The following is a 13422-nucleotide window of genomic DNA, read 5'->3' as shown; positions in this document are numbered from 1 at the left end:
GGATTCTCTTAAAGCCCTTCGGGACTCCGAGCTGCATGGTGTCCGGAGCTTCCAGCAGGGTTGCCAGAGGAAGGCCGAGGCCGTCGGCAATCTTCCCCATGACCTCCAGTGACGGCGAAGCCTTCCCGGCCACAAGCTTTCCGAGATACGGGCGGGAGATATTGGATCTGAGACAGAGCGTATTCAGGTTGATATTGTTATCTTCGATAAACTTTGAGAGCCTGTTGCAGAAATAATCGTTGTAGCTGAAAAAAACAGGAACCGTCCCGCCGGCCGCAGCAGCCGGCTTTTCCCCGGCAGCAGCGCTTTCCGGGAGATCATCGAGTTTGTCCATCGCATCACCTCAAGAAAAAATCATAAATTTTTTGATAAAATTATTGACAACGTCTGAAGCTCATTTTACCATAAAAGCGTTCCCGATTGAGAAATCAGTCAGGAAATGCTCCATCCCAGTAAAAGCGTCAGCTTGGAAATAGTGTTGTTGTTCTCTGTCGCAGATGGGGTCGCAGTAATGAACGGGGAAGCGAATCTGCAACGTGTTATCCGCCTGTGAAGGGGGTGCTTCCTGATAAGATACTGTGTGTAATAATTCGTAATGCTAGGGATTGCCTGCCCGGCTGACCGGCGCTTCGGTTCCCGCAACAGAAGGGACGGAGCCTCAAAAGCTTGTTTTGCGCCCGTTGCATTGGATCGCATAATGAGTATTATGTAAACGAGAAGGGGAATTTTAGGATAGGGGGCTTTTTTTGCATCGTCCTGGACCTTCCGGCCTGTCCCGATCCCCGGGCCCCCTTTCCGGATCTTGTTTCATCCCCGGATCTTGTTTCATCGTGTTACATTGAATTCTTGGATCCCGACATTTAGACGGTCTTTGGTTTGTTAAACATGTAAATCAAGTTTACAAGTCACCATCACGGTTCTTCAGAGGATCCTGAACCAAGGCGGCAGCAAACTTGAAAGATTCCAGTAACCTGCATCCATAAAGTTTTAACTTTGTGCGTTCCCTATCAAGGTCTTGGCCAAACAAGGTAGCTTATGCCTGATACCGTTCGTTTATCAGGAACTGGCTAAACCCCAGTTCAGTTCCAGTCTCCAAGCTGGTACTGAAGCATCTTACAATGTGCTCGGCTTGTTATCCCAGGGATCTCAGGAAACAAACCTCAAAACGCCCTCACAAACTTGGATCGCCCTTTTGTCAGCAACGGTTTTAAGGTTCCGGCTTCAAACTCTCAGGCACCTTTGACACACCTAAAACATTTGTTTGCCAAGACCTTAATCATCCCGCCAATTTCCGATAACCAGTAATTCCTCAGATAGCCGGTAATCTCTGTGTCTCGCCACCTCAGGGAGAATCCCTCGGGCTCCATCCTAATCTGTAAGTCATTTCAGGAAACTTTAGTTTCTGGAAAAACCTGATCCCTAATTCTGCAAAAACTTGATCCCTTGGTAAAAGAGGCTCATCGCCCTATTTAACCGCCTTTTTGAGCAAAATCCCAATTTTGGGGAATACCTCTAAAAAGTAGCCTTTCAGAAAGCAGGGTAAATTGCATTTTCTGCACGTTCCCCATGTAAGTACTCACCGCATACCGGAAAAACGCAAAATTTCGCATTTCTGTAGATTCTTGTCTTTCAGAGAGGTCTTTTCTACCCCAAAACGCAATTTTTGCGGGTACCTCTAAAAAGTAGCCTTTCAGAAAGCAGGGCAGATTGCATTTTTCGCACGTTCCCCATGTAAGTACTCACCGCATACCGAAAAAACGCAAAATATCGCAATTCTGTCGATTTTCGATCTTTTTGATGATTCCAAGACCGAATATGCATGATTTACCTACAATTTAACTAGGTAATCAACCCTGCAATACAGTCCTACAGATTTCTGGTGTAGCCATTTCTGGCTTTGGCCTTTTGGAGAAAGGTTTTGAGTTTGTTATTTTCCAGAATAGCCTTATGGCAGCAGCCCCAGCACATATCGGCAATATCCTTCTGGGAGTTCCGGAGGTAGAAATCAGACTTGAGTTCGATACGAGATTCTCCGCCGCCGGTGGAACTGGCCGAGATGCCTGGCGAAACACTGTTTTGATAAATATACGGGCTCCCGTAATGACCGAAGCAAAGTGTTATGATATCCCGGCTGTGACTTCCTTCGGAATAGCCAATCTGGATGTCAGAATGAATGAAAGGAAGATTTTGCGCTTTGGCATATTTATCAGCGCAGGAATCAAAGGATCCCTTAATAACAGTGTTCTGTTCCTTAAGCCGTTTTGATAGTTCTTCTGAAAAGTTTAACTTGGAAACAGTATCCGGAATCGCTATTTCCAATATAATGCCAAATGCATCAAAGAAGCCTTCTTCAATCTGAGTTACTCCCTGACAGATCTTGAGATAGACCATTTTTCCATCGGCTTGTGTCCGGTAATAACTATTATCCTTTGTTCCAAGAATTCCTTTTTCGTAAACTATAATATCTTTAAATCCAGAGGACATTTTTGTATATCTCCTGCAGTTTGCTGAATAAATCATTCAGCAGGGCGGTTTAGATTTGATTTTTATTTGAATATTAAAATAGGGCGGTTTGAATTTACCGCCCTATTCAAAAACCGCCCTGCCCTTTTTCAGTTATTTACCTTTTAAAACTGCAAATATCGAGCTATTCAAGTGCTTTAACATTGTTGTTTAAAAGATATAAAGCCTGAGCATAAAAGGCTGTCATAAGATGCTCCCGCAGCTTATTATCTCCGACCTTATCAGCCAGCGCGGTATAGCTCTTCAAATATAATGCAAACATATTATTGTATTTGTTAAGCAAATCGCTGTTGCATTTTCTGGCGTTACAAAGCTTCTGGAGATTGCTTATCCTGTCATTATATTTGTTTACTACATCCGCCCGCTCAGTATTGGAACACAGCTGATGTTCGCAGACATAGGAGAAAGGAATAACTCGTTTGATATCATCATTTTCAAGCAATAAGGAAAGGAGATTGGTGATTCTGACAATGTTGGCATCAAGATCAGCAACCCCGGGAGTCGGCCGCGCGCCGTTTGCTTTCAGGGACTCATTCATGAATTTCACAAATGCGGCATGAGCGGCATCACCGCTGTATTCCATGTTATGAATGTCATTTTCATCATATCCCTTCATCTTCATCTGGTGAGCAAGAACAGCCTCCAGAAAACCTCCCAGCACTGCATTGAAATTAATAATGTCGCTGCTGGTAAGCTTGCCCCTGGTTACATCTGACTGAATTTCCTGCAGGGAATTCAATAATGACGGTACCGAGGCGAATTCAAATCTGTTGAAATAAGGTTTCCGGCTGACATCCCCCAAAAGAACCAAAGACAGATCTCTCAAATAAACCAGCTGACTGTGAATCATGTAGCCTTGGAGATTGTCAGTATTGGTTTTATTGATTTTAAGGAATTCCTCGCGTCCGGCATTCCAGGTGCGCTGCTGGGTTCTTACCAGATCCTCATCGCAATATCCGGCCCGGCACAGAGAAACAGTGTTATTGAATTTCTCTTCCAGCACCATTTCCTGAAATACGCCCTTTTCCCTAAACAGCATATCCTTGGCATCGTCTGTAAACGCCACGGAAGAGATCATGTTATTAAGGAGCAGTATTTCGTTTATCTGGTTGTTGCAGAGATTCAAAAGCACATCGCTGTATACGCTCTTGTCCTGAATCCTTGCCGCAGCCAGAATCTTTCTGGTGTATTCGAGCTGCTTTTCAAACTGAAAGGTGGCTTTTTTCAGATACATCCTCTGATAATCATCAAGCTCCTTGTCTGTAAGCCTGATAATCTCACTTCGGAAGGTTTTCTCCATTTCATTCAGTTTGAATTCATCGGAATTCTTGCTTTTCTTCAGATCTGAAAAGGCCCGCACAAACTCAGCCAGGGATTTGAACTGTCTCTGGGAGCGATACTCCGGATATTCTGCCGGACGGGGCACGTCATTTTCCGCGCGGGCCGGAGATGAAGAATTGTTAGATGCCTGCTGCGGCGTCCCCTGAGATGCCGGAGTGTTTTTGTAGACCACAACAACCTTGGGTTTGCCGGGAGAGGAGAGTTTTGCCTTATCTTCCTTGGACAAATAATGAAGCTCATTTGCCGGAGTGTCTATCATAGCCAGTCTGATATTGTCCGGCACATTATACTTTTTGAAGAGTTCATTCAGTTCCAGACTGTCACCCTTGGTGTACTGATTTTCAACTGAATGAAGCACGCTGACGCGATGCACCCCGATTTGGCTGTCCGGGTAAGCATACCGCTGAGCGCCGGAGATAAAGATATTGAAGCAGGCGCTGGCGCAGAGAAATTCGTCCGGAACCACGGTTGCTAGCTTGTTCATGGTCACAATGTCCATGATTTTACTGGCCTCGTCCAATCGTCCGCCGCCGCTGTTCAGAAACAGATAGCCCTGCCTGCCGGAATGTCTGGTGCGGGCGAGGATCTTGTTGAATTTCAAGGAATCCCCTTCCTGAATTTCGCCGACCATCCGGTAGACATCCGATGCCTCAATATGCATATCGTAAAAGAAATCCGCAGCTCCAGCATAATTGAAGCCCATGGCTGCCATCATCACAAGGCCGGCAGTCAGGCCCGAGGCATAACCGATCTTCATCTCTTATCGCTCTCTCAGGAATGAAAACCATAACAATGGTAAAAAAATCAAATCCTGATTTTTGCCGAAACTTAATCATTTTCAACGATGGCGGTTTCTTCTGCAGGATCTGTCTCTCTAGCACATTCTACTCCACCAAACAACAGCCCCGCAAAAATTTTTAACGATTTTTTGACTTCACTAATGATTAATCATCTCAAGAAACAAGGTTACTGTTCTTATTAAAGCACCTCGGCATAATCTGATTATTATATTCCAACAGAGAATTGTAATCCTTAATCATTTTTTCATATAAACCAATGCGTATATTGACCCCGCCCTCATCCAGAATTTCAAATAACGAAACCATCAGCAATGAATTATATTCCGAAAGATTATTCTTAAAAAAGCTTCTGTACATGGATATAAGCTGAACTTCATCGCAGTGAATAATCTCAGTCTTCAAATCAACTACTATTTTTTCAAATACAACAGATGCGGCGCTGACAATATACTCAATGTATATACAGCAGCCACTATTAGCATATAACCGTCCTTTGTATTTCTTTAGCATGACTTTCCCAGATAAAGCCATTAAATATTTAAATTGTTTCAGAGAAATTTTCATAATTAAATCTCTCCAATTAAATTTAAGCATTTGATACGGACGGAACCATAAGCTCCGCCCGGCCCCTGTTCCATGCCCTATTTCAGAATGCCCTGGACTCTTCCTTCGGCGACATTGACCGCAGTTATCTCCACAGCAACGCTTTGGCCGACATGGTAGGTTTTCGAGGAATACAGACCTCTTATGACAAAAGTTGTCGGGACAAACTCGCATTTCTCGTGGCGCCCCAGACTCCCGATGTAAACAAAAATATCCATGCAGTATTCTTCAAGATGTACAAACAGCCCGAATTCCCTTGTGGCGATAATGGTGCCGCTAAACACCTGACAGACCTTGTCTGACATGAAGGAGGCATTAAGCCACTTGTTTATCTGATACCAGGACTCCTGAGCGCGCTTTTCAGTTTCATTGCAGCGCTGGGCTACCTGCTCCAGGTAGTCCCGGCTGTATATCTTCCGGGAAGCAGCGGGGGAGTTATTCTGAGCATTACCGGATACGGCTGTATCTGGCACGGCTGTATCTGGCACGGCATAGCAGCCCGGCACCGCATTGCCAAGTCCCTGCTCTGCAGCCTTGCGGCCCGCAAGCTTGCTTAAAAATCTGCGTGCCATATCTCGAACGTTCTTGCGTCCGCCTGCTGCCGCAGCAGCCTCGAGCTGAGCTGCTCTTTCGAAAACGCTCTGGCTCTTCTTAGTCTTCTCGCGGTCCATCTCGATGCAGCGATGAATAATCCGGTGCACGGTGAGATCGACATACCTTCTGATGGGAGAGGTAAAGTGGGTGTATTCGCTGATCCCCAAAAGATAATGACCAGAGTGGGCAGAGGTATAAACCGCCTTGGTCTGGTGCCGGAGCAAAAGCTTGATGAGGGCATCCTCATAGGGCTTTCCCTGAATGGATTTCAGGAAGCTCTCAATATTCTTCAGAGACGGATTCATGCCGCCGTCCAGGGTTTCCGGAAGGCTGCTTATCAGGGCTCTGAACTCGGTCAGCTTTTCCGGAAGAGGACCTTCCTCAACGCGATAAATCAGATCCATCCCATGTTCCCTGATAAACCGGGCGGCAGCGGTGTTAGCAGCCACCATGCAGGCCTCAATCATCCAATTGGCCTTAGTATGCTGTTCAACAGTGAGGCGCTTTACCTTTGCACCGTCCTTGCTCAGCTGGTAAACCGGCTCTGAATTTTGCAGGGACAGCGGACGATTCTGCGCGCTGTAAAGCCGTATGGCTTTAGCGGCTTCATAAAGATTACAGACATGAGGATAGACCTCCCGGTGCCGGTTAATGATTTTCTGCTTTCCGGAAATCATGACGTGAACCTCATGATAGGTCAGCCGGTCATGAGAATTGATGACTGCCGGATAAAACTGGTAGCTTTTCATCCGGCCGTCCCTGGCGATTTCCATCTCGCAAACCATGCAGAGACGATCCTCATGCGGGTTGAGCGAGCAAATGCCGGTGCAGTAGGCATCGGGCAGCATGGACACCATGACCTCCGGAAAGTACACCGAATTACCGCGGACAGAGGCCTCCCGATCCACCGGCGTATCAGGACGCACATACCAGGAAACATCGGCAATGGCCACATAGAGCTGCCAGCCGCCGGCAGTATTTTCAGCATAAACGGCGTCATCAAAATCACGGGAGTTTTCTCCGTCAATGGTGACAAACGGAAGATCGGTAAGATCCCGGCGCCCCCTTCTGTCTTCTTCCCGGACGGATACCGGAGCCTGTTTCGCCTGATTTATGACACTCTTCGGCCAAAACTGGGGAATGCCTCTTTCAGAGAGAACCTTTTTAACGAAATCGCTGTAAACTTCAGTCATGATATAACTCCTGTTTAGTCCTGAAACATAATTGCCCGCTAAAGCCCTGCAATAGCAGCGGGCATTCCCATGCCGCTTAAAATAACATTCTGATCTTTGCCGATGCCGGATCCCGGAGCCGTCCGTCTGGACGAAGAGCATTTTCCGGTCATGATTAACTTGTCTCTTTCCTTCTTAGCCAGCTTGTCACACAGCTCATTCAGGGTAATGCCGGCATGCCCTTTGCACCAGAGAGTTCTCACAAGGCGGCTTCCGGAAACCAGCGCCAGAAACCTCTGCCACATCTCAATGTACCTTATCTGCTTCCCGGTTCTCCTGCTCATCCAGTCATGATCCCGCCACCAGCTGACACACGCAGCCCCGGTTACCACATACTGGCTGTCGCTTATCACAGTAATGTCCGAAGCGCTGTCCGGCAATGCGGCTAACCCTTCCAGAACCGCAGTGAGCTCCATTCTATTGTTGCTGGTGTTCATGACAGAGCCGCTTAATTCAATGCTGCGGTTTTCGGAAACGATAATGGCAGCCCAGCCGCCGTTGCCTTTTTTATCACAGGAGCCGTCAGCATACACCCGATAGGCAGCTTGAGATTTTTGAAAAAGTTCCATGATATGCTCCTTGTTTTTCGGCTGGTGAAGAGTTTTTGCTGACAGGGGGTTTCTGAAACACCGGGATCCTGCCCGAGCTTAAGGAAACTCCCGCTCATACCTTAATTGTCGGCGAAGATGAGAGGGCAAACGGAAGAAAAAAGTGCGTAAAGGAATGTAATGGAAACAATTGAAAAAAAGAGCCTGATAAGATGATAGAGCTCCGCCTTGCCCAAACCCCGCGAGAAACAGGTTGCAGCAGCGCTGGGGCAAAAGGATTCAAAATCGGAGATCGTCCTTCCCGCTTCCTTCTGGCTTTCCAGCCTCCTTCAATGCTGTTCCCGGCTTTTTACATACGCTTTCTGCAAATATGTTAATCACGGATTAAATCAGGCCCCTTCCCCAAAAACAGGGCTTTCTCTGTATTCATGAGGGCTTTATGGGTGTAGAATAAAATGCGGATGGTTGTGCCGGCCGTTTCCGAGAACAGGATTCCGCTGTCTGCGCAAATACCCGAACTGCGGGATGCCATACCGCGTTAAAAACCACCAAACAGATTGGAAAATGATTAACAAATGAACCCCTCCCTGAAAAGGCGTCTTGTTGTAATAAGCGCCACCGCCATTACTGTTATTATCAGCATTGTAGTTTTTCTGTCCTACAGCAAAGCCCGGGCAATTCTTACAGAAAACATGACCACAGGGATTCTTCCGGGCAAAATTCAGGCAGCCACGGCAGATCTGGAAAAGGAACTCGAGACCTACAGAACCATAGCTATAGGCATGAACGGAGATCTCGGGGAGATAGACGCTGTTACAAATCCCAAGGGAAACAAGGACGATGATGCGGCAATAGTCAAGTATCTCACCCATATCAAGAACACCCAGAACACCACGGCAGCGTTTTTTGTCTCAGCGCTTTCAGAAAAATATTACGTTTATGACAAGTACCTGAAAACCCTGTCTCCCAAGCTGGAAAAGGACAGGTGGTTCTACGATGTCATTAAAAGCGGCAAGCCCTATCTCTACAATCTGGATCTTGATGAAAACACCAGCCAGCTTTCGGTGTTTCTCAACTATATTATCAAGGACAGCAAGGGCAAGATTCTCGGCGTGGCCGGTGTAGGCAACAGCCTCAGCAATCTTTCCAGCAGATTTAACGAGTACAATAAAACCCACCCCAGCAAGGTCTACCTCATAAACGAAAGAGGACAGATCACTCTGGGCGGCACCAGGGAGCAGACCGGCAAGATCTACAGCCCCGATGCCGCAGTGAATAAGGCCATTCTGGATTCCACCGGCTTTGCGGTGCACTATATTGAACGTGATAATACCAGTTATATTGTGGGATCGTCCTTTGTTCCCGCCATCGGCTGGCACATGATCATGGAGGTTCCGGAGTCAGTGGCGCTGGCTCAGGCTAATACTCTGGCCTGGGAGCAGATCATTATCGGACTTATTTCCATTCCCCTGTTCTCCCTAATCCTGGCTCTCATTATCAGCAAGCTTCTGACTCCGCTCCGCCGCATTTCCCGGGAACTGCTGACTCTTGGCGGCGACCTCACCTTCAGACTTGAGTACAGCAAGCAGGACGAAATCGGTGACATTGTAAAGGGGGTCAACACCTTCCTGGAAAGGCTGCAGCATCTGGTAGCCCAGAACAAGATAATTTCCGAGGAAATGAACAGCCTGACCGTGGCTACAGACGAAGCCTCCGAGAATGCCAAGCACGGTCTCAAGATCCAGCAGGATGTCACCAAAACCTTCGTTGAGACGGTAAGCGAGCTCACCGTAGTCGCCGAAAGCATCGCCAAGAATGCCGAGGATGCCGCCGCGTCTACCGGAAAAGCGAATGAGATCACGGACTCCAGCAAGGTTCAGGTCAGTGAAATGATGAAGTCCATGAACAATGTGGCTTCACGGGTGGATACCGCGGTGCAGAAGGTTAATGCCCTTAACAACGCCTCCCAGCAGATCGAGATGATCCTCAGTGTGATTTCATCCATTTCCGAACAAACCACCCTTCTGGCTCTCAATGCCGCCATTGAAGCAGCCCGGGCCGGCGAAGTGGGCCGGGGCTTTGCCGTGGTGGCAGATGAAATCAGATCTCTGGCCACCAAAACCCAGAATTCCACTGAGGAAATATCCCGGGTGCTCAATGATCTCCAAAAAGGCACTCAGGAGCTTGATTCCTTCATGCTGGATTCCCAGCACGAGGCTCAGGACACCATGAGCATGGCTGAACAGACAGAGCAGATGCTCCAGAAGATGATTGAGGTAACCGGGAATATCAACAGCATGATTATTCAGATCTCCTCAGCCGCCGAAGAGCATAGCTGCGTAGCCAGAAAGCTGCAGGACGACTCTGCCAGCATCTCCGAGATCACAGATCAGGTTCATGAGATGCTGATGAAACAGAATGACATGTTCGCTGAACAGCTGGAATGTTCCCGCAAGCAAAAGCAGGAGCTGGATAAATTCACGGTCTGACCGCAATTTCCCGCAAAAAAGACCTTTTCCGTTCCTGAACACGCCGGCCCTGTCCTTGCTCTTAAAAGGACAGGGCCGGTTCTTCTTAAGAGCCGCTAATGGCTTCCGGCGTATCAGTTCTTGAGCTCGTACCGGTAATCGTCCCGGACGCCGGCCCAGTTCCAGGCATCCCGAATAGCGCGCCATTCTTTGCTGTTTCTGGCTGCCCGAAAAATGAAGCAGTCCTTGTCCGGGTCTTTATTCCTGAGCACCAGATCCGCGCTTTCCAGAAGGAGAATTTTGGCGCCGATTGCTCCGTCTCCATGCTCGAAAGTGCCCTCACATCCCGGAAAACCGCAATCATCGCAGCGATCCCCCATTCTGATTAAGCGGTCATACATATCTCTGACATTCATCTCCTCCCGGCTTTTCACCGAGTTAACATAAGCGAAAAGCAAAAGGGAAATGCCTTCGTTGTAGGATTCCGGAGCGGTAATGAGCTCCAGAGTGATGCCGATTTTGCCGATATAGGGAACGAAGGGCATGGCTCTCACGAACTTTTCCTCGCAGGCAGCCACATATTGTTCCAGCAGCCGAAAATCTCTGACGCTGAGCCAGAAGCACATATGATCAATCCGCCGTTTCTTGGCTATTTTGGCGCTGAACTGCTCCTCGCAGTTATCTGCCAGATAGCGTACGATAGCCAGAAAATCCTCCAGAGAGACGTCATCGCGAAAGGTCAGATAGGCCTTCACCTTCGAGGCGGCGGAATAATATCTCTCGTTGCCGTATTCATCGTACTCTCCGGGCCTTTGGAACTGAAAGTACAAAAAATAAGAGGCGTCATTGATAAAGCACTGCCACTGAGGGTAATTCTCCTTCCCGAACATCTTCTGAAGCTCCTTTTCAGATCTGCCGCGCCGGGAAAAGGCATCATCCTCGCTGAAATGCTGCATGGCCATATAGAGATCCGTGTACCCCGCTCCTCTCATAAACTTCGGGTCATAAAAGCTTCTGATATAGTCGTTGAGACGTTCCGCAGTCTCAGGATCGGCATCGCCGGGAAGGGTATATCCTTCAGCTCTGTAGAAACGGCTTTTCAGGGGGAAGTAGTCCCGGAAAAAATCCTGTCCCGTCATGGCATTAAACTGCTCTCGGTTAAGTCCGAGAAAACGCTTTCTGGCTTTCTCCGTCTCATATCTTTCATCCCAGTTATTCATAAGTGTGTTCTCCTGTCATCAGATGTTTGTAAAAACGAGCATTCTTCTCCGCCCCCTCCCTCACGTCGAAGCCTGTCCGGACAGGCATCAGGGGAATCCGGAACAGAGGACGGCTTGCCCCCGATTTTGCGTTACATTAAGATCCCATTGATGTCATCGATGTCATCTGAGTTGGCTCCGGTAATCCGTTTTGACTTTATGCCACTTGTATGCCCGCAGAACGGTCACCCATTCCTTGTTGTACATTCCGGCCGCCCGAAACATGAAGCATTTCCTGTCCGGATCTTTATTCCTAAGCAGGAGATCCGCACTTTCGAGAAGGAGGATTTTGGCGCCCGCATCTCCGGTGCCTTCCTTGAAGCTGCCATTCCAGTCCGGAAAAGCGCAGCGATCATAAGGATCTCTCATTCTGAGCAACCGGGTAAACATATCCCGGACATTCATCTCCTCCCGGCTTCTCACCGAGTTCACATAAGCAAAAAGCACCAGGGAAAGGGCTTCATTGTAGGAACCGGGAGTGACGCCCAGCTCCAGGGTGATGCCGATTTTGCCGATATAGGGCACAAAGGGCATGGATCTCACAAATCTGTCCGCGCGGGCGGCCACATATTTTTCCAGAAGAGCAAAATCCCTGACACTGAGCCAGAAGCACAGATGGTCAATACGCCGATTCCGGGCTATCTTGGCGCCAAACGCATCCTGACAGTTATCCGCGAGGTAACGCACGAGATCCAGAAACCCCTCCAAAGAGACCTCTTCCCGGCAGGTCAGATAGGCCTTTACCTTCTCTAAGGCCCAAAAATCTCTGCGGCAGCCGCGCTCATCAAATTCTCCGACCCTGTCAAACTGGAAATACACAAAATGAGAAGCGGGATTCACAAAGCAATTCCACTGGGGGTAATTCTCTCTCCCGAACATTTTCTCCCACTTTTTCCGGCACATGTTCCGGTCAATATAAAAGGCATCATCATCACTGAAATGCTGCATGGCCATGTAAAGATCCGTGTATCCCGCTCCCTTATGAGTATGCTCATCCCTCATAAACTTCGGGTCATAGAAGCTCCTGATATAATCATTAAGACGTTCCAGGGCTTCAGGATCCGTATCACTGGGTAATACGTATTCGTCAGCATTAAAATGCCGGCTTCTCAAAGGGAAGTAATCATTGAAAAAATCCCGTTCCGTCATGGCATTAAACTGCTCATCGTTAAGATCGAGAAATCGGCTTCTGGATTCCTCCAGCTGTTGTCTTTCATCCCCGTGCCACATAAGTATCGGTTCTCCTCATAATCGGTTCGGTAAAAACGGTCATCACGCTCAGTGCCCATGCAGAGCCGGAATAATTACCTCCTCTGAGCTCGCCGCAAACATAAAGAACAGCGTCAAAAATCACCTTCAAAAAAGCCTGAAGGCTTATTGTGAAAAGCTCTCCCCCAGACAGCTTCATCTTTTTCAAGATGCTGCAAAAAAGGTGTTAGGTTCTATAGTAAGTATTTTTATTATATTCTGTTCTTTAGGATGTCGCTATTCAGTATATCAGCTATTATGAGTTTTGCAACATAACGGAGGCATTTTTGAACAAAATGAGATCACAGAAAGATTTCTGCCGGTCAAGGCCCTCTAAAGAAGTTTGCGCTGCCTGAAAAACAAGGAAAGGACTGTATCTGTGAAATCAGGGTTTGAAAAATGAAGGGAATGGCAAGTGCTGCGTTCCCCTGAATACTGCCTGGCTTTCAGAGGATCATAAACATGAGAGAACAAAACTCATGAGGATCGGGAATCCCGCTGTCTGAGAGTCCCGAACATTTAGGAAAGCGGTTCAGCATCCGGTTCTATCCGCATTCTGAACCGCTTATACCGAATGCCGGAAAAGCCCTGCTTTGGTTCCAGGGCTTAGAATAAAGCCGGCTTAGAAAACGTACTCTTTGGCGTAATCCGAGACCTGCACCCCGGCGTTTATGTAGCGGATCAGAATCTCGGCTGCCGCCCGGCTGTCGCTGTCCGCCTTATGGTGGTCGAGATCTATGCTGTAGTAGGAGCACAGGGAATCCAATCTGTGGTTCGGGAGATCCGAAAGAACCCGGCGGCCGATT

At 47.9% G+C, this 13422-nt stretch carries 9 protein-coding genes and 1 pseudogene; 1 reads left to right on the top strand and 9 read right to left on the bottom strand.

The genetic code is table 11. The features are described 5' to 3' along the window. From ACJROR_RS01660 to ACJROR_RS01635, 6 genes are all read right to left on the bottom strand, one after another. On the bottom strand, window positions 1-334 hold a 334-nt coding region (locus ACJROR_RS01660), incomplete at its 3' end, for a helix-turn-helix domain-containing protein (protein ID WP_406545579.1). Window positions 335-1866: 1532 nt separating this feature from the next. Beyond that, window positions 1867-2484: a hypothetical protein gene (locus tag ACJROR_RS01655; protein WP_406545578.1), complete on the bottom strand. Its 618-nt coding sequence runs from the start codon at window positions 2482-2484 to the stop codon at window positions 1867-1869. 163 nt (window positions 2485-2647) lie between these two features. Then, window positions 2648-4621, bottom strand: coding sequence for a hypothetical protein (locus ACJROR_RS01650; protein ID WP_406545577.1), 1974 nt, complete (start codon window positions 4619-4621; stop codon window positions 2648-2650). 196 nt (window positions 4622-4817) lie between these two features. Continuing rightward, on the bottom strand, window positions 4818-5228 hold the full coding sequence (locus ACJROR_RS01645) for a hypothetical protein (RefSeq protein ID WP_406545576.1): 411 nt from the start codon (window positions 5226-5228) through the stop codon (window positions 4818-4820). Window positions 5229-5305: 77 nt separating this feature from the next. Further along, window positions 5306-7054, bottom strand: a complete 1749-nt coding sequence (locus ACJROR_RS01640; RefSeq protein ID WP_406545575.1) for a ribonuclease R family protein — start codon at window positions 7052-7054, stop codon at window positions 5306-5308. Window positions 7055-7092: 38 nt separating this feature from the next. Next, a complete protein-coding gene (locus ACJROR_RS01635; RefSeq protein ID WP_406545574.1) occupies window positions 7093-7662 on the bottom strand; it encodes a ribonuclease H in 570 nt (189 codons plus the stop codon). Window positions 7663-8216: 554 nt separating this feature from the next. Between ACJROR_RS01635 and ACJROR_RS01630 the strand changes: the two genes are divergently transcribed. Beyond that, window positions 8217-10130: a methyl-accepting chemotaxis protein gene (locus ACJROR_RS01630; RefSeq protein WP_406545573.1), complete on the top strand. Its 1914-nt coding sequence runs from the start codon at window positions 8217-8219 to the stop codon at window positions 10128-10130. Between the two features lie 113 nt (window positions 10131-10243). Here ACJROR_RS01630 and ACJROR_RS01625 read toward each other — a convergent pair whose 3' ends face one another. The 3 genes and pseudogenes from ACJROR_RS01625 to ACJROR_RS01615 all read right to left on the bottom strand — a co-directional run. Beyond that, window positions 10244-11329, bottom strand: a complete 1086-nt coding sequence (locus ACJROR_RS01625) for a hypothetical protein (RefSeq protein ID WP_406545572.1) — start codon at window positions 11327-11329, stop codon at window positions 10244-10246. A gap of 162 nt (window positions 11330-11491) precedes the next feature. After that, the gene (locus ACJROR_RS01620) at window positions 11492-12598 is read right to left on the bottom strand and encodes a hypothetical protein (RefSeq protein ID WP_406545571.1); all 1107 of its coding nucleotides are present in this window, start codon (window positions 12596-12598) and stop codon (window positions 11492-11494) included. Window positions 12599-13238: 640 nt separating this feature from the next. Further along, window positions 13239-13422 (bottom strand): annotated as a pseudogene (locus ACJROR_RS01615) (exonuclease); the annotation flags it as partial.

The organism is Succinimonas sp. (assembly GCF_045225735.1).
Classification (GTDB): Bacteria; Pseudomonadota; Gammaproteobacteria; order Enterobacterales; family Succinivibrionaceae; genus Succinimonas.
The sequence above is the reverse complement of the archived record's forward strand: the minus strand, read 5'-3'. Positions and strand labels throughout refer to the sequence as shown.